21 protein-coding genes and 3 tRNA genes are annotated in these 20,821 nt (G+C 65.1%); 18 read left to right on the plus strand and 6 right to left on the minus strand.

Annotation, left to right across the window (positions count from 1 at the left end; genetic code table 11):
• Positions 1 to 36: 36 nt before the first annotated feature.
• On the minus strand, positions 37 to 315 hold the full coding sequence (gene rpsT / locus PRtIB026_RS06960) for a 30S ribosomal protein S20 (RefSeq protein WP_023533220.1): 279 nt from the start codon (positions 313 to 315) through the stop codon (positions 37 to 39).
• A gap of 250 nt (positions 316 to 565) precedes the next feature.
• Between rpsT and murJ the strand changes: the two genes are divergently transcribed.
• The 6 genes from murJ to ispH all read left to right on the plus strand — a co-directional run bounded on the left by murJ (position 566) and on the right by ispH (position 7,898).
• Entirely contained in the window at positions 566 to 2,104 is a 1,539-nt protein-coding gene (murJ, locus tag PRtIB026_RS06965; RefSeq protein ID WP_203648048.1) for a murein biosynthesis integral membrane protein MurJ, read from the plus strand.
• A gap of 118 nt (positions 2,105 to 2,222) precedes the next feature.
• Positions 2,223 to 3,173 (plus strand): bifunctional riboflavin kinase/FAD synthetase, encoded by a 951-nt coding sequence (gene ribF / locus PRtIB026_RS06970; protein WP_203648047.1) that lies wholly within the window; start codon positions 2,223 to 2,225, stop codon positions 3,171 to 3,173.
• Positions 3,170 to 6,001, plus strand: coding sequence for an isoleucine--tRNA ligase (ileS, locus tag PRtIB026_RS06975; RefSeq protein ID WP_203648046.1), 2,832 nt, complete (start codon positions 3,170 to 3,172; stop codon positions 5,999 to 6,001). The genes ribF and ileS overlap by 4 nt, the downstream gene beginning before the upstream one ends.
• Positions 5,994 to 6,509: a signal peptidase II gene (gene lspA / locus PRtIB026_RS06980; protein WP_203648045.1), complete on the plus strand. Its 516-nt coding sequence runs from the start codon at positions 5,994 to 5,996 to the stop codon at positions 6,507 to 6,509. The genes ileS and lspA overlap by 8 nt, the downstream gene beginning before the upstream one ends.
• A complete protein-coding gene (locus PRtIB026_RS06985) occupies positions 6,502 to 6,939 on the plus strand; it encodes an FKBP-type peptidyl-prolyl cis-trans isomerase (protein ID WP_023629753.1) in 438 nt (145 codons plus the stop codon). Before lspA ends, PRtIB026_RS06985 begins: the two co-directional genes overlap by 8 nt.
• Positions 6,940 to 6,953: 14 nt before the next feature.
• On the plus strand, positions 6,954 to 7,898 hold the full coding sequence (gene ispH, locus PRtIB026_RS06990; RefSeq protein WP_028689902.1) for a 4-hydroxy-3-methylbut-2-enyl diphosphate reductase: 945 nt from the start codon (positions 6,954 to 6,956) through the stop codon (positions 7,896 to 7,898).
• A gap of 1 nt (position 7,899) precedes the next feature.
• Here ispH and PRtIB026_RS06995 read toward each other — a convergent pair whose 3' ends face one another.
• On the minus strand, positions 7,900 to 8,349 hold the full coding sequence (locus PRtIB026_RS06995; RefSeq protein WP_234561295.1) for a GspH/FimT family pseudopilin: 450 nt from the start codon (positions 8,347 to 8,349) through the stop codon (positions 7,900 to 7,902).
• A gap of 158 nt (positions 8,350 to 8,507) precedes the next feature.
• Between PRtIB026_RS06995 and PRtIB026_RS26585 the strand changes: the two genes are divergently transcribed.
• Genes PRtIB026_RS26585 through thiO form a run of 5 tightly spaced genes read left to right on the plus strand, consistent with a single transcriptional unit; the run spans position 8,508 to position 11,502 of the window.
• Complete coding sequence (locus PRtIB026_RS26585; RefSeq protein ID WP_420713629.1) at positions 8,508 to 8,846, plus strand: hypothetical protein; 339 nt, start codon at positions 8,508 to 8,510, stop codon at positions 8,844 to 8,846.
• Positions 8,847 to 8,869: 23 nt separating this feature from the next.
• Positions 8,870 to 9,490 carry a PilW family protein gene (locus PRtIB026_RS07005; RefSeq protein WP_324256561.1) on the plus strand — a complete coding sequence of 207 codons (621 nt, stop codon included), beginning with the start codon at positions 8,870 to 8,872 and terminating at the stop codon, positions 9,488 to 9,490.
• Positions 9,487 to 9,957: a hypothetical protein gene (locus tag PRtIB026_RS07010; RefSeq protein WP_203648043.1), complete on the plus strand. Its 471-nt coding sequence runs from the start codon at positions 9,487 to 9,489 to the stop codon at positions 9,955 to 9,957. The genes PRtIB026_RS07005 and PRtIB026_RS07010 overlap by 4 nt, the downstream gene beginning before the upstream one ends.
• 1 nt (position 9,958) lies before the next feature.
• Complete coding sequence (locus PRtIB026_RS07015; protein WP_203648042.1) at positions 9,959 to 10,351, plus strand: type IV pilin protein; 393 nt, start codon at positions 9,959 to 9,961, stop codon at positions 10,349 to 10,351.
• A 53-nt stretch (positions 10,352 to 10,404) separates the two neighbouring features.
• Positions 10,405 to 11,502, plus strand: a complete 1,098-nt coding sequence (gene thiO, locus PRtIB026_RS07020; RefSeq protein WP_203648041.1) for a glycine oxidase ThiO — start codon at positions 10,405 to 10,407, stop codon at positions 11,500 to 11,502.
• A 149-nt stretch (positions 11,503 to 11,651) separates the two neighbouring features.
• On the opposite strand, the gene PRtIB026_RS07025 is transcribed toward thiO, so the two are convergent.
• Positions 11,652 to 11,882, minus strand: coding sequence for a PP0621 family protein (locus PRtIB026_RS07025; RefSeq protein WP_050703666.1), 231 nt, complete (start codon positions 11,880 to 11,882; stop codon positions 11,652 to 11,654).
• A 94-nt stretch (positions 11,883 to 11,976) separates the two neighbouring features.
• A complete protein-coding gene (locus PRtIB026_RS07030) occupies positions 11,977 to 12,996 on the minus strand; it encodes an outer membrane protein assembly factor BamD (protein WP_050703667.1) in 1,020 nt (339 codons plus the stop codon).
• Between the two features lie 149 nt (positions 12,997 to 13,145).
• Here PRtIB026_RS07030 and rluD point away from each other — a divergent pair, with 149 nt between their 5' ends.
• From rluD to PRtIB026_RS07065, 7 genes are all read left to right on the plus strand, one after another.
• A complete protein-coding gene (rluD, locus tag PRtIB026_RS07035) occupies positions 13,146 to 14,108 on the plus strand; it encodes a 23S rRNA pseudouridine(1911/1915/1917) synthase RluD (RefSeq protein WP_203648040.1) in 963 nt (320 codons plus the stop codon).
• A complete protein-coding gene (pgeF, locus tag PRtIB026_RS07040; RefSeq protein WP_203648039.1) occupies positions 14,105 to 14,842 on the plus strand; it encodes a peptidoglycan editing factor PgeF in 738 nt (245 codons plus the stop codon). The genes rluD and pgeF overlap by 4 nt, the downstream gene beginning before the upstream one ends.
• Positions 14,843 to 15,100: 258 nt before the next feature.
• On the plus strand, positions 15,101 to 17,665 hold the full coding sequence (gene clpB / locus PRtIB026_RS07045) for an ATP-dependent chaperone ClpB (RefSeq protein WP_186735358.1): 2,565 nt from the start codon (positions 15,101 to 15,103) through the stop codon (positions 17,663 to 17,665).
• A gap of 473 nt (positions 17,666 to 18,138) precedes the next feature.
• Positions 18,139 to 18,214 (plus strand) — tRNA-Asn (locus PRtIB026_RS07050).
• A 4-nt stretch (positions 18,215 to 18,218) separates the two neighbouring features.
• Positions 18,219 to 18,295 (plus strand) — tRNA-Pro (locus PRtIB026_RS07055).
• A 6-nt stretch (positions 18,296 to 18,301) separates the two neighbouring features.
• Positions 18,302 to 18,377: transfer RNA gene (locus tag PRtIB026_RS07060), tRNA-Lys, on the plus strand.
• Positions 18,378 to 18,478: 101 nt separating this feature from the next.
• The gene (locus tag PRtIB026_RS07065; protein ID WP_203648038.1) at positions 18,479 to 19,015 is read left to right on the plus strand and encodes a dihydrofolate reductase family protein; all 537 of its coding nucleotides are present in this window, start codon (positions 18,479 to 18,481) and stop codon (positions 19,013 to 19,015) included.
• 124 nt (positions 19,016 to 19,139) lie between these two features.
• On the opposite strand, the gene PRtIB026_RS07070 is transcribed toward PRtIB026_RS07065, so the two are convergent.
• Entirely contained in the window at positions 19,140 to 20,435 is a 1,296-nt protein-coding gene (locus tag PRtIB026_RS07070) for an NAD(P)/FAD-dependent oxidoreductase (protein WP_110739752.1), read from the minus strand.
• A gap of 84 nt (positions 20,436 to 20,519) precedes the next feature.
• The gene (locus tag PRtIB026_RS07075; RefSeq protein ID WP_050703672.1) at positions 20,520 to 20,693 is read right to left on the minus strand and encodes a DUF3094 family protein; all 174 of its coding nucleotides are present in this window, start codon (positions 20,691 to 20,693) and stop codon (positions 20,520 to 20,522) included.
• Positions 20,694 to 20,821: the final 128 nt, after the last annotated feature.

Here is a 20,821-nt window from a genome sequence, read left to right on the forward strand (position 1 = left end):
CGACCCTAGGGTCGGTTTTTTCGACAAGAACGTCGCTTAGGCAGCTGCAGCTTCTTTCAGCGCCTTGATGTGGCCATTCAGACGGCCTTTGTGGCGAGCAGCTTTGTTCTTGTGGATGATACCCTTGTCGGCCATACGGTCGATTACAGGTACAGCCAGAACGTAAGCGGCTTGCGCTTTTTCGGCGTCTTTTGCGTCGATGGCTTTTACTACATTCTTGATGTAGGTGCGGACCATGGAACGCAGGCTGGCGTTGTGGCTGCGACGCTTCTCAGCCTGTTTTGCACGTTTCTTGGCGGAAGGTGAGTTGGCCACCGTCGAGCTCCTCGAAAGACTTTAGGTAAATAGCAAACAAAATAGGCCGCGAATCATGCCGATGAGTCGATCGGATGTCAAGGCCACTTGCAGGGTTCCGCCGAGTGGTGAGCCAACAGGAGGGAAATATTCCTTTCTGTCGCACGACCTGTAAACTCGGGAATTTTTGGCTCCCCTGCGAAGGCGCGGGAGTATCGCACATTCGGACGCTGTCTGGCAGCGTCCTCTGCCCCTGGCGTGAAACTTTTCGATGAACCTGCTCAAATCCCTGGCCGCCGTCAGTTCAATCACCATGATTTCCCGGGTGCTCGGCTTCGTGCGCGATACCATCCTGGCGCGGGTGTTCGGCGCCGGCATCGCCACCGACGCCTTCTTCATCGCCTTCAAGCTGCCCAACCTGCTGCGGCGGATCTTCGCCGAGGGGGCGTTCTCCCAGGCCTTCGTGCCGATCCTGGCCGAGTACAAGACCCAGCAGGGCGAGGAGGCCACCCGGACCTTCATCGCCTATGTCAGCGGCCTGCTGACCCTGGTCCTGGCGCTGGTCACGGTCATCGGCATCCTCGCCGCGCCTTGGGTGGTCTGGGCCACCGCGCCGGGCTTCGTCGACAACGCGGAAAAATACGAGCTGACCACCTCGCTGCTGCGGGTGACCTTTCCTTATATATTGCTGATCTCGCTATCGTCGCTGGTCGGCGCGATCCTCAATACCTGGAACCGCTTCAGCGTGCCGGCGTTCACCCCCACGCTGCTCAACGTGGCGATGATCGCCTTCGCCGTGCTGCTGACGCCGTACTTCGACCCGCCGATCATGGCCCTGGGCTGGGGCGTGCTGGCCGGTGGCCTGGCGCAACTGTTGTACCAGCTGCCGGCGCTGAAGAAGATCGGCATGCTCGTGCTGCCGCGCCTGAACCTGCGCGACACCGGGGTGTGGCGCGTGCTCAAGCAGATGCTGCCGGCCATCCTCGGGGTGTCGGTAAGCCAGATCTCGCTGATCATCAACACCATCTTCGCCTCGTTCCTGGTGGCAGGTTCGGTGTCGTGGATGTACTACGCCGATCGCCTGATGGAGCTGCCCTCCGGCGTGCTGGGCGTTGCCCTGGGCACCATCCTGCTGCCGACCCTGGCCAAGACCTACGCCAACAAGGACCGCGAGGAGTATTCGCGGATCCTCGACTGGGGCCTGCGCCTGTGCTTCCTGCTGGTGCTGCCCTGCACCCTGGCCCTGGCCATTCTCGCCGAACCGCTGACCGTGGCGCTGTTCCAGTACGGCAAGTTCACCGCCTTCGACGCCGCGATGACCCAGCGCGCCCTGATCGCCTATTCGGTGGGCCTGCTGGCGATCATCCTGGTCAAGGTACTGGCACCTGGCTTCTATGCGCAGCAGAATATCCGCACGCCGGTGAAGATCGCGGTCTTCACCCTGGTCTGCACCCAGCTGTTCAACCTGGCCCTGGTCGGCCCGCTGGCCCATGCCGGGCTGGCCCTGGCCATCAGCCTGGGCGCGTGCCTGAACGCCGGCCTGCTGTACTGGAAGCTGCGCAGCCAGCAGCTGTTCCAGCCGCAGCCGGGCTGGACGCCGTTCCTGCTCAAGCTGGTGCTGGCGGTGACCTTGATGTCGGCTGTGCTGCTGCTGGGCATGCACTACCTGCCAGCCTGGGAGCAGGGCAACATGCTCGCGCGCTTCCTGCGCCTCGGGGCGCTGATCGCGGCGGGCGTGGTGACTTACTTCGGCTGTCTGTTCCTGTGTGGTTTCCGCCCTCGGCATTTCGCCCGCAAGGCGTTGCATTGAGGCGCGAGAGGGGTCAGGCGTCGGTTTTTCGCATTCCACGCCCCATGGGGGCGCTGCTGCCTGTCACCAGCGCCCGGGTGTGGTTATAATCGGCCACTTTATGAGCAAGAAGCGCGTTATGCAGCTGGTTCGAGGTCTTCACAACCTGCGCCCCGAGCACCGGGGCTGTGTCGCCACCATTGGCAACTTCGACGGGGTCCACCGCGGCCACCAGGCGATCCTCGCGCGCCTGCGCGAACGCGGCCAGGAACTGGGCCTGCCCACCTGCGTGGTGATCTTCGAGCCGCAGCCGCGCGAGTACTTCGCCCCACAGAGCGCCCCGGCGCGCCTGGCCCGGCTGCGCGACAAGGTCGAGCTGCTGGCCGGTGAGGGCATCGACCGGGTGCTGTGCCTGTCGTTCAACCAGCGCCTGAGCCAGCTCAGCGCCGAGCAGTTCGTCAAGGCGGTGCTGGTCGATGGCCTGGGCGTGCGCCACCTCGAAGTGGGCGACGATTTCCGCTTCGGCTGCGACCGCGCCGGCGACTTCGTCTTCCTCTCCGAAGCCGGCAAGCGCCACGGCTTCAGCGTCGAGGCGGCCAACACCGTGGTTCAGGGCGGCCTGCGGGTCAGCAGCACCGAAGTGCGCAAGGCCCTGGCCGAAGGCGACTTCGAGCTGGCCGAGCACCTGCTGGGGCGTCCGTACCGTATCACCGGGCGCGTGCTGCATGGCCAGAAGCTGGCCCGCCAGCTCGGCACCCCCACCGCCAACATCCAGCTCAAGCGCCGTCGCGTGCCGCTGTCCGGGGTCTACCTGGCCAGCATCGAGATCGACGGCAAGGCCTGGCCGGGTGTCGGCAATATCGGAGTGCGCCCCACCGTCGCCGGTGACGGGCGTCCTCACCTGGAGATTCATCTCCTGGACTACGCCGGCGACCTGTATGGCCGGCGCCTGACGGTGGAATTCCACCACAAGCTGCGTGAAGAGCAGCGTTTCGCCTCCCTGGAGGCGCTGAAGTCGGCGATCGACGCGGACATCGCCGCCGCACGTGCCCACTGGCACGCTCAACCGCTAACGAAGAGCCTGAAATGACCGACTACAAAGCCACGCTTAACCTTCCGGACACCGCCTTCCCCATGAAGGCCGGCCTGCCTCAGCGCGAACCGCAGATCCTGCAGCGCTGGGACAGTATTGGCCTGTACGGTAAGTTGCGCGAGATTGGCAAGGATCGTCCGAAGTTCGTCCTGCACGACGGCCCGCCCTATGCCAACGGCAAGATCCACATCGGTCATGCGCTGAACAAGATTCTCAAGGACATGATTGTCCGCTCCAAGACCCTGTCCGGCTTCGACGCGCCGTACGTGCCGGGCTGGGACTGCCACGGCCTGCCGATCGAGCACAAGGTCGAGGTCACCCACGGCAAGCACCTGACCGCCGACCGCACCCGCGAGCTGTGCCGCGAGTACGCCGCCGAGCAGATCGAAGGGCAGAAGACCGAGTTCATCCGCCTGGGCGTGCTGGGTGACTGGGACAACCCCTACAAGACCATGAACTTCGCCAACGAGGCCGGCGAGATCCGCGCCCTGGCCGAGATGGTCAAGCAAGGCTTCGTGTTCAAGGGCCTCAAGCCCGTGAACTGGTGCTTCGATTGCGGCTCGGCCCTGGCTGAAGCCGAGGTCGAGTACGCCGACAAGAAATCCCAGACCATCGACGTCGCCTTCCCGGTCGCCGATGCCGACAAGCTGGCCGCCGCCTTCGGCCTGGGCGCGCTGGCCAAGCCCGCCGCCATCGTGATCTGGACCACCACCCCGTGGACCATCCCGGCCAACCAGGCGCTGAACATCCACCCGGACTTCAAGTACGCCCTGGTCGATACCGGCGAGCGCCTGCTGGTGCTGGCCGAAGAGCTGGTCGAGTCGTGCCTGAAGCGTTATGCGCTGGAAGGCTCGGTCATCGCCACCGCCCCGGGCTCGGCCCTGGAGCTGATCAACTTCCGCCACCCGTTCTACGACCGTCTGTCGCCGATCTACCTGGCCGACTACGTCGAGCTGGGCGCCGGTACCGGCGTGGTGCACTCCTCGCCGGCCTACGGTGAAGACGACTTCGTCACCTGCAAGCGCTACGGCATGGTCAACGACGACATCCTCACCCCGGTGCAGAGCAACGGCGTGTACGTCGAGTCGCTGCCGTTCTTCGGCGGCCAGTTCATCTGGAAGGCCAACCCGGCCATCGTCGACAAGCTCAGCGAAGTCGGCGCGCTGATGCACACCGAGACCATCAGCCACAGCTACATGCACTGCTGGCGCCACAAGACCCCGCTGATCTACCGCGCCACCGCGCAGTGGTTCGTCGGCATGGACAAGCAGCCGACCACCGGCGAGCCGCTGCGCGAGCGTGCGCTCAAGGCCATCGAAGAGACCAAGTTCGTTCCGGCCTGGGGCCAGGCGCGCCTGCATTCGATGATCGTCAACCGTCCGGACTGGTGCATCTCGCGTCAGCGCAACTGGGGCGTGCCGATCCCGTTCTTCCTCGACAAGCAGACCGGCGAGCTGCACCCGCGCACCGTCGAACTGATGGAGGCCGTGGCCCAGCGCGTCGAGAAAGAAGGCATCGAGGCCTGGTTCAAGCTGGACGCCGCCGAGCTGCTCGGTGACGAAGCCGGCCAGTACGACAAGATCACCGACACCCTCGACGTGTGGTTCGACTCCGGCACCACCCACTGGCACGTGCTGCGCGGCTCCCACGACATCGGCCACGCCACCGGCCCGCGCGCCGACCTGTACCTGGAAGGCTCCGACCAGCACCGCGGCTGGTTCCACTCATCCTTGCTGACCGGTTGCGCCATCGACGGCCACGCGCCGTACCGCGAGCTGCTGACCCACGGCTTCACCGTGGACGAGAACGGCCGCAAGATGTCCAAGTCGCTGGGCAACACCATCGAGCCGCAGAAGGTCAACGACACCCTGGGTGCCGACATCATGCGCCTGTGGGTCTCGGCCACCGACTACTCCGGCGAGATGGCGGTTTCCGATCAGATCCTGCAGCGTAGCGCCGACGCCTACCGCCGCATCCGCAACACCGCGCGCTTCCTGCTCTCCAACCTGTCCGGCTTCGACCCGGCCCGCGACCTGCTGCCGGCCGAAGACATGCTGGCCCTGGACCGCTGGGCGGTCGACCGCACCCTGCTGCTGCAGCGCGAGCTGGAAGAGCACTATGGCGAGTACCGTTTCTGGAACGTCTACTCGAAGATCCACAACTTCTGCGTGCAGGAGCTGGGTGGCTTCTACCTCGACATCATCAAGGACCGCCAGTACACCACTGGCGCCAACAGTGTCGCCCGCCGCTCCTGCCAGACCGCGTTGTTCCACATCAGCGAGGCACTGGTGCGCTGGATCGCGCCGATCCTGGCGTTCACCGCCGACGAGCTGTGGCAATACCTGCCGGGCGAGCGTAACGAGTCGGTGATGCTCAACACCTGGTACGAAGGCCTGAGCGAACTGCCGGAAGGTTTCGAGCTGGGTCGCGAGTACTGGGAACGCATCATGGCCGCCAAGACCGCGGTCAACAAGGAACTGGAGAACCAGCGCGCGGCCAAGGCCATCGGTGGCAACCTGCAGGCCGAAGTCACCCTGTTCGCCGACGACGCCCTGAGCGCCGACTTGAACAAGCTGGGCGACGAGTTGCGCTTCGTGCTGATCACTTCGGCCGCCAGTGTCGTGCCGTTCGTCCAGGCGCCGGCCGACGCGGTGACAACCGAAGTTGAAGGCCTCAAGCTGAAAGTCGTCAAGTCCGGTCACGCCAAGTGCGGTCGCTGCTGGCACTTCCGCGCCGACGTCGGCAGCCACCCGGAGCATCCGGAGATCTGCAGCCGTTGCGTCGACAACCTGAGCGGCTCCGGTGAGGTGCGCCACTATGCCTAACGCTTCCGCGGGGCGCTTCGGGCGCCTTGCCTGGCTCTGGCTGAGCCTGGTGGTCCTGGTCCTCGACCAGGCCACCAAGCTGTACTTCGACAGCGCGCTGACCATGTACCAGCAGATCGTGGTCATCCCCGACTACTTCAGCTGGACCCTGGCCTACAACACCGGCGCGGCATTCAGCTTCCTGGCCGACAGCTCCGGCTGGCAGCGCTGGCTGTTCGCGCTGATCGCCGTGGTGGTCAGCGCCGTGCTGGTAGTCTGGCTCAAGCGCCTGGGGCGCAACGAGACCTGGCTGGCCGTGGCCCTGGCCCTGGTGCTGGGCGGCGCGCTGGGCAACCTGTACGACCGCGTCGTGCTGGGCCATGTGGTCGACTTCATCCTGGTGCACTGGCAGAACCGCTACTACTTCCCGGCCTTCAACCTGGCCGACAGCGCGATCACCGTGGGCGCGGTGATGCTGGCGCTGGACATGTTCAAGAGCAAGAAGTCCGAGGAAGCCGTCCATGACTGAGACCCGCATTGGCCAGAACACCGAAGTCACCCTGCACTTCGCGCTGCACCTGGAAAACGGCGACACCGTCGACAGCACCTTCGACAAGGCCCCGGCCACGTTCAAGGTCGGCGACGGCAACCTGCTGCCGGGCTTCGAGAACGCCCTGTTCGGCTTCAAGGCTGGTGACCAGCGCAAGCTGAGCATCGCCCCGGAGAACGCCTTCGGCCAGCACAACCCGCAGAACGTGCAGGTGATGCCGCGCTCGCAGTTCGAAGGCATGGAGCTGTCCGAAGGGCTGCTGGTGATCTTCAACGACGCCGCCAACACCGAGCTTCCGGGCGTGGTCAAGGCGTTCGACGACAACCAGGTGACCATCGATTTCAACCATCCACTGGCTGGCAAGACCCTGAACTTCGAGGTGCAGATCCTCGACGTGAAGGCCGTGTGAGCCTGGAGCCGAGCATGCAAATCAAACTCGCCAACCCGCGCGGCTTCTGCGCGGGGGTCGACCGGGCGATCGAGATCGTCAACCGCGCCCTGGAAGTCTTCGGCCCGCCGATCTATGTGCGCCACGAAGTGGTGCACAACAAGTTCGTGGTCGAGGACCTGCGCAACCGTGGCGCGATCTTCGTCGAAGAGCTGGACCAGGTGCCGGACGACGTCATCGTCATCTTCAGCGCCCATGGCGTTTCCCAGGCCGTGCGCCAGGAAGCCGCCGGCCGTGGCCTGAAGGTGTTCGACGCCACCTGCCCGCTGGTGACCAAGGTGCATATCGAGGTTGCCAAGTACAGCCGCGACGGCCGTGAGACCATTCTCATCGGCCACGAGGGGCACCCGGAAGTCGAAGGCACCATGGGTCAGTACGACGCCAGCAACGGCGGTGCCATCTACCTCGTCGAGGACGAGGATGATGTCGCCAGGCTGCAGGTGCGCAACCCTGACCACCTGGCCTTCGTCACCCAGACCACCCTGTCGATGGACGACACCAGCCGGGTGATCGACGCCCTGCGCGAACGCTTCCCGAACATCGGCGGCCCGCGCAAGGACGACATCTGCTACGCCACCCAGAACCGCCAGGATGCCGTCAAGCAACTGGCCGACGAGTGCGACGTGGTACTGGTGGTCGGCAGCCCCAACAGCTCCAACTCCAACCGCCTGCGCGAGCTGGCCGAGCGCATGAGCACCCCGGCCTACCTGATCGACGGCGCCGAGGACCTGCAACGCAGCTGGTTCGACGGGGCCGAGCGCATCGGCATCACCGCCGGGGCCTCGGCACCGGAGGTGCTGGTGCGTGGTGTGATCGACCAGCTCAAGGCCTGGGGCGCGACCGGCGCCGAAGAGCTCGACGGGCGCGAGGAGAACATCACCTTCTCCATGCCCAAGGAGCTGCGGGTCCGCTCGATCTGAGTCAGTCCGGTGCACAGCGGCGGCCCTCGTCGCTGCGCAGGCTGACCCGGCCACTGGGGCTGAGCACCACCTGATGACGGCTGTCGAGGGTGGTGCGCGGGCAGATGTCCAGCGTGATGCCGACGAAGCCCACCCCCAGCGGCGCCCCCCGGGCGCTGAACCTCACGACCCGGTCCGAGGTCGTGGCAATCCTCAGCGGCCTGTGCAGTCGATGCGCCTGCAACAGTTCGCCATCCTGTTCCAGCACCACCCGCCAGCCCTTGCCCCAATTCTCCTCCAGCGGCCTGACCAGCACGGCCTGGTGCCTTAGCGCCGCCTGATTACGGGCGCCGCGCAGGGCCTGTGCCAACTCCCTGGCCACGGCACCGAGGTAAAGCTCATCGCTGAACTTGCTGTAGGCCGATATACCCTGGTGTGTCAGAAGGCTCAGCACGCCCAATGCGAACATCATTTGTATCAGTGTTACGCCTTGTTGCCCCACGCTGCATTCCTCCCTGGAAGTGCTTCTCTGTAGCTTCCAGGACGCCCAACAAAGGCGCCAGTCGGCCGGTTCGGGTTGCGGCCTAGGAAAGATCCCAGGAGGGGGTTATGGGGGCGAGGGAAGGGGGCATGACGCTGCTGGAGGTGCTGCTGGCTGGCACGGTGCTGACGCTGGGGTTGTTCGCATCGGCGGCCTTGCAACTGCGTGGCCTACAGGCGGTCGAGGGGGCTCGGCGGGAAGCGCAGGTGCTGCAATTGGCCCAGAGCATGTTGGAGCGGGTCAGGGCTGCCGGGGCGCTCGAGGCGGGCGAGGAAGCGGCCTGGCAGTCGCGCCTGACCCTGGTGCTCGGTAGTGCGGCGCAAGGGCGCATGAACCTGGCCGGGGGCGTGCTGGTGCTGGACGTCGATTGGCCGGGCCTGGGCGAGGGCCGGCAGTCGCTGAGCGTGCAGGGCAGGGTGCTGCCATGAGGCGCCGGCAGGCGGGTTTGGGTATGGTCGAGGCACTGCTGGCCCTGGTGCTGGGCCTGATGCTGCTGGTGGCCGCCGGCCAGGTATTCGTCTCGGCGTATCAGGCCTTGCAACTGCAAGGTGCGGCGGCGCGCCTGCAGGATGACGCCCGCCTGGCCTTGCAGCGAATGGCCGAGGATATCCGCCAGGCGGGGATGTTCGGTTGCTTGCGTCTTGAAGCCGAGGACTTTGCCGATCCTGGCGCGGCCCAGGCTTTCGCCTCGCCCATTGAGATCATGGGCGACAGCCTGACCCTGGTCGGCGCTGAGTTGCCCGGGTTGCTCGGCAGCCCGGACTGGACCGTGCTCAGCGACTGCCGCAGTTGGGCGCGGGTGCAGCCCGGGCAGCACGTCGGGGACGGCGAGTTGCTGGCGCTGCCGGTGCGCCGGGTGACCTATCGGGTGCGCAACGGCAGCCTGATGCTCACCAGCAATGCGCAGCATGCCAGTCTCATCGACCAGGTGCGGGCGCTGGAGGTCAACCGTGTCGAGGCGGGCGCGGGCGAGCGCCTGGATATCCGCCTGACCCTGGATGACCGGCAGCATGGGCTCGAGCAGCAGCATTCGCTGAGCGTGGCCCTGCGCAACCCGGGAGCCGAGTCGTGACGGGGCAGCGTGGCATCGTGCTGGTGCTGGCGTTGATCCTGAGCCTGCTGTTCGGCCTGCTGGCAACCCTGGCGCTGCGCGAGGCACTGTTGCAGCAACGCCAGGCAGGCGATCAACTGGCCGGCGCACGAGCCTTCGAGCAGGCGGAGGCAGCCTTGCTCGAAGGTGTGGAACTGCTGGCAGGCGGCATCCCGGTCCCATGTCAGGCCTGTCCGCCGCCAAGTCCACCTGATACGCAGCCTTCCCCACCCTGGCTGGCGACCCAAAGTGGCTTCGTTTACCTGCAAACCCTGGGAGACAGCCTGCGTGTCGCGGGCCAGCCCGTCGGGGACAGGCTGACGCTGGTCCGGGTGACGGCGGTGGGCCTTCAAACCCGCGCGCGGCAACTGCTGGAGGCGGTCTATGCCATCGACGATGACGGCGCGGTGAAGCGGATCAGCTGGCGCCAGCGCCTGGGGGAGGGCTGAGATGCAGCGCGGCCTTGGTCTGATCGAATTATTGATTGTCGTGGCGCTGATCGGCATGCTGGCAGCCATTGCCTACCCCAGCTACAGCGACCAGTTGCGGCGCGCCGCGCGAAGCGAAGCGGTCGGCCTGCTGCAGGACTCGGCATTGCGCCTGGAGCAGCACCGCGCACGCGTGGGCGGTTATGCCGACAACGAGCAGCTGACCACCGTGTTGCCCGCGGGCACTCGCTACTACCGCCTGCAGGCCTGGCGCGACACTGACCGGTTCAGCCTGCGCGCCAGCCGTGTGCCCGAGGCCTTCATGGCGGATGACCGTTGCGGCGACTTCCTGCTCGACCAGGCGGGCGTGCGCGATAACACGGGCGCGGGCGACCAGGCGTGCTGGGGAAGCTGAAGATCATGAGGTGCCCAGGCACCGTGGAATTACTTCAGGTGTTGGATCGAACCATGAGCAAGCAAGTAGTGATTGTTGGCGGCGGTGTCATCGGCCTGCTGACCGCGTTCAACCTGGCGGCGGATGTCGATCGGGTGGTGGTGTGCGACCAGGGCGAGGTGGGGCGGGAGTCGTCCTGGGCCGGTGGCGGGATCGTTTCGCCGCTGTACCCGTGGCGCTACAGCCCGGCGGTGACCGCCTTGGCGCACTGGTCGCAGGATTTTTATCCACAGCTGGGCGAGCGCCTGTTCGCCAGCACCGGGGTCGATCCCGAGGTGCATACCACCGGGCTGTACTGGTTGGATCTGGACGACGAGGACGAGGCCCTGGCCTGGGCGGCGCGTGAGCATCGCCCACTCAGCGCCGTGGATATCTCGGCCGCCTACGACGCCGTGCCGGTGCTTGGCCCGGGCTACCGCCATGCCATCTACATGGCGGGCGTGGCCAACGTGCGCAACCCGCGCCTGGTGAAGTCGCTGAAGGCCGCGTTGCAGGCGTTGCCGAACGTGACCCTGCGCGAGCATTGCCAGATCAGCGGGTTCGTCCATGAAGGTGGCCGCGTTACCGGTGTGCAGACCGAGGACGGAGTGATCGCCGCCGACGATGTGGTGCTCAGTGCCGGAGCCTGGAGCGGCGACCTGCTGCAGACCCTCGGGCTGACGCTGCCGGTGGAGCCGGTGAAGGGGCAGATGATCCTGTTCAAGTGCGCCGAGGACTTCTTGCCGAGCATGGTCCTGGCCAAGGGGCGCTATGCGATCCCGCGCCGCGACGGGCATATCCTGGTGGGCAGTACGCTGGAGCATGCCGGCTACGACAAGACCCCGACCGGGGATGCGTTGGAGAGCCTGAAGGCCTCGGCGGTGGAGTTGCTGCCGGCGCTGGCGGATGCCGAGGTGGTCGGGCATTGGGCTGGCCTGCGTCCTGGCTCGCCGGAAGGTATCCCGTATATCGGCGTGGTGCCGGGGCATGAAGGGCTATGGCTGAACTGCGGGCATTACCGCAACGGGCTGGTGCTGGCGCCGGCGTCGTGCCAGCTGTTCGGTGATTTGCTGCTGGGGCGCGAGCCGATCATCGATCCGGCGCCGTATGCGCCTGCGGGGCGTCTGGGCTGAGCGCATCGTCACTGTAGGAGCGGCCTTGTGCCGCGAAAGGGTCGCAAAGCGGCCCCGGCGATCTTTGCGTCAACGCTCAAATCCTGGGGCCGCTACGCAGCCCTTTCGCGGCACAAGGCCGCTCCTACAGAGAGAGGGCGCGTAGGCTGTCAGCGCTGCTGGCCTGGCCCCTGCTCCAGATGCTGCTGGCTGCAGTACCACTCCTGGCCACGCTGCAACGCCCGGTCATTGGGCAGGTGCACGCCGCAATGGGCGCAGCGCACCATCTTCAGCGGGTCCTGCAGGCGCGGCTCGGCAGGTGATTGCTGACTGGTCTTGAACTTGCGCCACAGCCAGAACGCGGCGGCGATCAGGGCGATCCAGAAGAGTAGGCGAACCATGGTGTCCAGCTTGTCGAGAAATGAAGCCGACAGTCTAGGACGCAGGCATGAAAAAAGGGAGGCCTCGGGCCTCCCTTTCTTTGCGTGCGTGGTATCAGTCGAACAGACCGAAGGTCATGTAGCTGAACCACGAGCGGTCCTTCTCGGCTTCCTTCGGACCTTCCGGCAGGATCGGGTCGCCGTTCTCGTCCTTGGGCAGCAGCTCCTGCGGAATCTCGGAGCGGGCATCCTGGAACTGCTTGACCACGTCCTGGTTGGCGCGGGTCTCGCCCGGTGGCAGCGGCGCCTGGGTGTCGATCAGGCCCAGGGTGGCCTTGGACAGCCACGAGCGGTTGCCGTTTTCATCCACTTTGGCGACGAACTGGCCATCGACCAGGCTCGGGTGGTTCGGGTAGTTGAGCTTGAGGGTCTCGAGGCTGGTGGCCGCCAGCTCGTCCAGGTGCATGCGCTGGTACGACTCGACCATCACCGCCAGGCCATCACCCACCGACGGGGTTTCCTGGAAGTTCTCGACCACGTAGCGGCCACGGTTGGCGGCGGCCACATAGGCCTCGCGGCTCAGGTAGTAGTTGGCCACGTGGATCTCGTAGGAAGCCAGCAGGTTGCGCAGGTAGATCATGCGCTGCTTGGCGTCCGGGGCGTAGCGGCTGTTGGGGAAGCGGCTGGTCAGCTGGGCGAACTCGTTGTACGAGTCGCGGGCGGCGCCCGGGTCACGCTTGGTCATGTCCAGCGGCAGGAAGCGCGCCAGCAGGCCACGGTCCTGGTCGAACGAGGTCAGGCCCTTGAGGTAGTAGGCGTAGTCGACGTTCGGGTGCTGCGGGTGCAGGCGGATGAAGCGCTCGGCGGCGGACTTGGCGGCCTCGGGCTCGGAGTTTTTATAGTTGGCGTAGATCAGCTCGAGCTGGGCCTGGTCGGCGTAGCGGCCGAACGGGTAGCGCGATTCCAGGGCCTTGAGCTTGTTCACGGCGCTGGTGTAGCTGGAGTTGTCCAGGTCGGCCTGCGCCTGCTGGTACAGCTCGGCCTCGCTGAGGTTCTCGTCAATGACTTCCTTGTTCGAGGAACAGGCAGCGGTGAGCCCGAGGATGGCGATCAGCAGCAGGTGTTTCACTTGCATGGCGGCTTGCGTCCCTTTGACGGCCGCTGTCTTGGGCGGTGCCGTCCTGTTATGATGAGCGCCCCCGGCCAAACCCCGGGGCAAAAGAAGCCGTATTTAACCACAAGCGCGCAGCCGAAACCAAAGGCTGAACGCCCGTCGATTCGAGCATGTCCGAGATCATTCAACTTAGCGCAGAGGTCCCGTCCGAACTGGGCGGCCAACGCCTCGACCAGGTCGCCGCCCAATTGTTCGGCGAGTACTCGCGTTCGCGCCTGTCCTCGTGGATCAAAGATGGCCGCCTGACCGTCGATGGCGCGGTGCTGCGACCGCGCGACACCGTCCACACCGGCTCCATCCTAGCCCTCGAAGCCGAGCAGGAGGCCCAGGGCGAATGGGTGGCTCAGGACATCGAGCTGGACATCGTCTATGAGGACGACCAGATCCTGGTGATCAACAAGCCCGCCGGGCTGGTGGTCCACCCGGCGGCCGGTCACCCCGATGGCACCTTGCTCAACGCCCTGCTGCACCATGTCCCGGACATCGTCAACGTGCCGCGTGCCGGCATCGTGCACCGCCTGGACAAGGACACCACCGGCCTGATGGTGGTGGCCAAGACCCTGCAGGCGCAGACCAACCTGGTCGACCAGCTGCAAAAACGTTCGGTCAGCCGTATCTACGAGTGCATCGTGGTTGGCGTGGTGATCGCCGGCGGCAAGATCGACGCGCCGATCGGCCGTCACGGCGGCGAGCGCCAGCGCATGGCGGTGACCGAGGGCGGCAAGCCGGCCGTCAGCCACTACCGCGTGCTCAAGCGCTTCCGTTCGCACACCCATGTGCGGGTCAAGCTGGAAACCGGGCGCACCCACCAGATCCGTGTGCACATGGCGCATGTCGGCTATCCGCTGGTCGGCGACCAGACCTACGGTGCACGCTTCCGCATCCCGCCGGCCGCCAGCGTGGCCATGGTCGAGGCGGTCAAGCACTTCCCGCGTCAGGCCCTGCACGCGCGTTTCCTGGCGCTGGACCACCCGACCACGGGTGAGCGCATGGAATGGAAGTCGGAGTTGCCGGACGACTTCCAGTGGCTGCTGTCGCTGCTCGACCAGGACCGCGAGAGCTTCATCGGATGAGTGGCCTGGCGCAGTCGCTGATCCTCCCCGACTGGCCGGCCCCGGCCTCGGTTCGCGCCTGTGTCACCACCCGCGAGGGCGGCGTCAGCCTGCCGCCCTATGAATCCTTCAATCTTGGCGACCATGTGGGCGATGACCCGCAGGCGGTCGCCGAGAACCGTCGTCGCCTGAGCGAAGAATTCGCCATCCAGCCCGCCTGGCTCAAGCAAGTGCATGGGCTGGTGGTGGCGGATGCCGATCCCACCGTGGTCGCCGAAGCCGATGCCAGCTGGACAGACCAGCCGGGCATCGCTTGCACCGTGATGACCGCCGATTGCCTGCCTGCGTTGTTCTGCGACCGTGCCGGTACCCGTGTGGCAGCTGCCCATGCCGGCTGGCGCGGGCTGGCCGGTGGCGTGCTGGAGGCCACACTTGACCGGCTGGCGCTGGCGCCTGAAGAGGTCATGGTGTGGCTGGGCCCGGCCATCGGGCCGCAGGCGTTCGAGGTGGGCATGGAAGTGCGCGATGCCTTTACTGCCGTGCATCCCGAGGCGGCTGAGGCGTTTGTCGAGGGCGAGCGCCCGGGCAAGCTGATGGCCGATATCTATCAGTTGGCGCGGATCCGCCTGGCGGCGCGTGGCGTTACCGCCGTTTATGGTGGCGGGTTCTGCACGGTCAGCGATCCACGCTTCTTCTCTTATCGCCGCACCCCGCAGGGTGGGCGTTTTGCTTCGTTGGTCTGGTTGCAGCCTTAAGAACGCCGGGGCTGCTTTGCAGCCCTTTCGCGGCACAAGGCCGCTCCTACAGGGGGAGTGGAGTCCTCTGTAGGAGCGGCCTTGTGCCGCGAAAGGGGCGCAAAGCGCCCCCGGCCATCTCCCCGGCAGCTGACCTCTGTCAACCCCGCTACGCTTGAATCTTCCAGAATCACCCTTATCTATTGGTCATCTCAGGCAGGTTCTTCATTACAGGTGCTGTCCATCGCTCCGCCTGCCCTTTAAAGGAAGGTATCCCCCATGCGAATAGACCGACTGACCAGCAAGCTGCAACTCGCGTTATCCGACTCCCAATCCCTGGCCGTGGGCATGGACCATCCGGCCATCGAGCCCCTGCACCTGCTGCAGGCGCTGATCGACCAGCAGGGCGGCTCGATCAAGCCGCTGCTGATGCAGGTCGGCTTCGACATCAACAGCCTGCGCAAGGCGTTGACCAAGGAGCTCGACCAGCTGCCGAAAATCCAGAACCCCACGGGCGATGTGAACATGTCCCAGGACCTGGCGCGCCTGCTCAACCAGGCCGACCGCCTGGCCCAGCAGAAGGGCGACCAGTTCATCTCCAGCGAACTGGTGCTGCTCGCCGCCATGGACGAGAACAGCAAGGTCGGCAAGCTGCTGCTCGGCCAGGGCGTGAGCAAGAAAGCCCTGGAAAACGCCATCAACAACCTGCGCGGCGGCGCGGCGGTGAACGACGCCAACGCCGAGGAATCGCGCCAGGCCCTGGACAAGTACACCGTCGACCTGACCAAGCGCGCCGAAGAAGGCAAGCTGGACCCGGTGATCGGCCGTGACGACGAGATCCGCCGCACCATCCAGGTGCTGCAACGCCGGACCAAGAACAACCCGGTGCTGATCGGCGAGCCCGGCGTGGGCAAGACTGCCATCGCCGAGGGCCTGGCCCAGCGCATCATCAACGGCGAGGTGCCCGACGGCCTGAAAGGCAAGCGCCTGCTGGCCCTGGACATGGGCGCGCTGATTGCTGGCGCCAAGTACCGCGGCGAGTTCGAGGAGCGCCTCAAAGGCCTGCTCAACGAACTGAGCAAGCAGGAAGGCCAGATCATCCTGTTCATCGACGAACTGCACACCATGGTCGGCGCCGGCAAGGGCGAGGGCGCCATGGACGCCGGCAACATGCTCAAGCCGGCCCTGGCCCGTGGCGAGCTGCATTGCGTTGGCGCCACCACGCTCAACGAATACCGCCAGTTCATCGAGAAGGACGCCGCCCTTGAGCGCCGCTTCCAGAAGGTGCTGGTCGAAGAGCCGAGCGAGGAAGACACCATCGCCATCCTGCGCGGCCTGAAAGAACGCTATGAAGTGCACCACAAGGTGGCCATCACCGACGGCGCGATCATCGCAGCGGCCAAGCTCAGCCACCGCTACATCACCGACCGCCAGCTGCCGGACAAGGCCATCGACCTGATCGACGAAGCGGCCAGCCGTATCCGCATGGAGATCGACTCCAAGCCGGAAGTGCTCGACCGCCTCGACCGTCGCCTGATCCAGCTGAAGGTGGAATCCCAGGCGCTGAAGAAAGAAGAAGACGAAGCGGCGAAGAAACGCCTGGAGAAACTGACCGAGGAAATCGACCGCCTGGAGCGCGAGTATGCCGACCTCGAAGAGATCTGGGCCTCGGAAAAAGCCGAGGTACAGGGCTCGGCGCAGATCCAGCAGAAGATCGAGCAGGCGCGCCAGGAGCTGGAAGCCGCCCGCCGCAAGGGCGACCTCAGCCGCATGGCCGAGCTGCAGTACGGGGTGATCCCGGACCTGGAGCGCAGCCTGCAGATGGTCGACCAGCACGGCAAGACCGACAACCAGCTGCTGCGCAACAAGGTCACCGAGGAAGAGATTGCCGAAGTGGTGTCCAAGTGGACCGGCATCCCGGTGGCCAAGATGCTCGAGGGTGAGCGCGAGAAGCTGCTGAAGATGGAAAGCCTGCTGCATGAGCGGGTGATCGGCCAGGACGAGGCGGTGACCGCCGTGGCCAACGCCGTGCGCCGTTCCCGCGCCGGGCTGTCCGACCCGAACCGCCCCAGCGGCTCGTTCCTGTTCCTTGGGCCCACCGGCGTGGGCAAGACCGAGCTGTGCAAGGCGCTGGCCGAGTTCCTGTTCGACACCGAAGAGGCCATGGTGCGCATCGACATGTCCGAGTTCATGGAGAAACACTCCGTGGCTCGCCTGATCGGCGCTCCACCAGGCTACGTGGGCTATGAAGAGGGCGGCTACCTGACCGAGGCCGTGCGCCGCAAGCCGTACTCGGTGGTGCTGCTCGACGAGGTGGAGAAGGCCCACCCGGATGTGTTCAACGTGTTGCTGCAGGTGCTGGAAGACGGCCGCCTGACCGACAGCCACGGCCGTACCGTGGACTTCCGCAACACGGTGATCGTGATGACCTCCAACCTGGGCTCGGCGCAGATCCAGGAACTGGCCGGTGACCGCGAGGCACAGCGCGCGGCGGTGATGGACGCGGTGGGTTCGCACTTCCGTCCGGAGTTCATCAACCGCATCGACGAAGTGGTGGTGTTCGAGCCCCTGGGCCGCGAGCAGATCGCCGGCATCACCGAGATCCAGCTTGGTCGCCTGCGCGGTCGCCTGGCCGAGCGCGAGTTGAGCCTGAGCCTGAGCCCGGAGGCGTTGGACAAGCTGATCGCCGTCGGTTACGACCCGGTGTATGGCGCACGGCCGCTCAAGCGTGCGATCCAGCGCTGGATCGAGAACCCGCTGGCGCAGCTGATCTTGTCTGGCGAGTTCCTGCCGGGTGCGGCGATCACCGCGAAGGTGCAGGGCGAAGAAATCGTCTTCGCCTGATCACTGCCGTCATGAAGAGCCCCGCGAAAGCGGGGCTTTTTTATGTGGGTCATCCCGACGCCATCGCGGGGCAAGCCCGCTCCCACGCAGATCGGTGCCACCAGGTACCCTATGCGTGGGAGCGATCAGCGTGGGAGCGGGCTTGCCCCGCGATAAGGCCAGTGCAGGCGCCGCAAACCCCTGATTTTCCGGCTTCCTACCTAACTTGCTGAAAATTTTGAAAAAAATGCTTGCACAAAATCCAGAGTGCCCCTAATATTCGCCCCGCTGTCAGGCACTGAGCGAATCACCAGCAACATCGGGGATCGCAAAACAACTTACAAATCAGTAAGTTGAACGAAAAAAAGTGGTTGACAAGCAAAACGAAGAATGTAGAATAGCCGGCCTCAGCAGCGACAACGCGAAAGCGAAGCAGCTAAAGAGTTCGAAGCTAACACAGGCTTCGAAGCAGTAAAGATGTACCGAAGTTCAGTTCCGCGATAGCTCAGTCGGTAGAGCAAATGACTGTTAATCATTGGGTCCCTGGTTCGAGTCCAGGTCGCGGAGCCAATCTCGGGGTGTAGCGCAGTCCGGTAGCGCGCCTGCTTTGGGAGCAGGATGTCAGGAGTTCGAATCCCCTCACCCCGACCATTTTCCGGGTCGTTAGCTCAGTTGGTAGAGCAGTTGGCTTTTAACCAATTGGTCGTAGGTTCGAATCCTACACGACCCACCATGTAAAAAGGGCATCTCGAATGAGATGCCCTTTTTCTTTTGTCCGCGATTTATATTCCCACCCTTGCTACCCTGTGGCCTTTGCCCGCAGGAGCGCCACGCATGTCCCTCAAAGCCCGTGTTTTCATCGCCACCAGCCTGGATGGCTACATCGCCCGTGAAGACGGCGGCCTCGATTGGCTGATGGGCGCCACCCAATCCACCGACGATCATGGCTACGCCGGGTTCATGGCGGGCGTCGATACGCTGGTGATGGGGCGCGGGACCTTCGACAAGGTCATGACCTTTGGTGAGTGGCCGTATCCGGATACGCGTGTTGTGGTGGTCAGCAGCACCCTCGAGGCCTTGCCCAAGGGCGTATCGGGGCAGGTCGAGCTGCACCCCGGGCCGATCCCGGCGTTGCTGGAGCACCTGCAGGCGACGGGCGCAAAAAGCCTGTACCTGGATGGCGGCAAGCTGATTCAGGGGTTCCTGCGCGAGGGGCTGGTGGACGAGATGACCATCACCCGAATTCCCGTGCTGCTGGGGCAGGGGATACCGTTGTTCGGGGATTTGGCGAAGGATGTGCTGTTGCAGCACATGAAGACGACCAGTTACGAGAGTGGGTTTGTGCAGAGCACGTATCGCGTGGTCAGGTGAATCGCAGGGGCCGCTGTGCGGCCCTTTCGCGGCACAAGGCCGCTCCTACAGGCGATCGCGTCCCCCTGTAGGAGCGGCCTTGCGCCGCGAAAGGGCTGCGCAGCAGCCCCAAAATCTCAAAGCCTCAGTGCAGTTTGAGTCGCGGCTCAGTCCCACGCCCAATCTTGCTACCCAGCATCATCATCGCCGTGCGGAAGAACCCATACAACGCCATCTGGTGCATCCGGTACAGCGACACATAGAACATCCGCGCCAGCCAGCCCTCCAGCTTCACGCTGCCCATCAGGTTACCCATCAGGTTGCCCACCGCCGAGAACCGCGACAGCGACACCAGCGAACCGTAGTCCTTGTACTCGTAGGTCGGCAGCGCCTTGTTCTCCAGGCGCGCCTTCAGGCTCTTGGCCAGCAGCGAAGCCTGCTGGTGCGCGGCCTGGGCCCGTGGCGGCACGTTGCGGTCGCTGCCCGGCTGCGGGCAGGCGGCGCAGTCGCCGAAGGCGAAGATATTGTCGTCGCGGGTGGTCTGCAGGGTCGGGCGCACCACCAGCTGGTTGATGCGGTTGGTTTCCAGGCCGTCGATGTCCTTGAGGAAGCCCGGCGCGCGAATGCCCGCCGCCCATACCTTCAGGCTGGCCTGGATCACTTCGCCGGCCGCCGTCTTCAGGCCATCCTCGGTCACTTCGCTGACCGCGGCGTTGGTCATCACCGTCACCCCGAGTTTTTCCAGGGTCTTGTGCACCGGCACGCTGATGCGCTCCGGCAGTGCTGGCAGCACCCGTGGGCCGGCCTCGATAAGGGTGATGTGCATGTCCTTCGGCTGGATCTTGTCCAGGCCATAGGCCGCCAGCTCGTGGGCGGCGTTGTGCAGCTCGGCCGCCAGCTCGACACCCGTGGCGCCAGCACCGACGATGGCCACGCTGATCTTCTCGCTGGCCACATCACCCGCGTGGGCACGCAGGTAATGGTTGAGCAGCTGCTGGTGGAAGCGCTCGGCCTGCTTGCGGCTGTCGAGGAACAGGCAGTGCTGCGCCGCACCCAGGGTGCCGAAGTCATTGGTGTTGCTGCCCACGGCGATCACCAGGCTGTCGTAGCCGATGGTGCGCGCAGGCAGCAGCTCGCGGCCCTCGTCGTCGAGGGTCGCGGCCAGCTGGATCAGCTTGCTTTCACGGTCCAGGCCGCTCATGCGCCCCATCTGGAAGTTGAAGTGGTTCCACTTGGCCTGGGCCACGTAGTTCAGTTCGTCTTCCGAGGAGTTCAGCGAGCCGGCCGCCACTTCGTGCAGCAGTGGCTTCCAGATGTGCGTCAGGTTGGCATCAACCAGGGTGATCTCGGCCTGTTTGCGCTTGCCCAGGCTTTTACCCAGGCGGGTCGCCAGTTCCAGGCCGCCGGCGCCGCCGCCGACAATCACGATGCGATGAGTCATGGGGATATCTCACAAGTTTTACGGAATTCGTGGACACAAGGTCCGGCCGCGTCCGGCATGAGGGGCGGGCGAGCGCAAGGCAGCTCATAGCACCAGTCCACTCAGCAGGCGGCTCAACAGGCCCAGACCGATGGTCACGGCCACCACCAACAACAGGAGCAGCAACGGCCGGAAGGGCCTGCGCTCGACTTGATGCTGGGGCGCGCTCAGATACTCATCGACGCGACGCTGATCTTCGGGATTCAGGCGGCTGGTCATGGTGGGCCTCGTCAGATAGACGTTTGTGACTGCGTGTACGCCACAGCGTTCACGCAAACGCATAGGTCGAATGATAATGCTTTCTATCCCTGGCGCCGAGTGTACGTGATCGCAAACACACCCGGCAC

It is taken from the genome of Pseudomonas sp. RtIB026 (genome assembly GCF_016861355.2).
Lineage (GTDB): Bacteria > Pseudomonadota > Gammaproteobacteria > Pseudomonadales > Pseudomonadaceae > Aquipseudomonas > Aquipseudomonas peradeniyensis.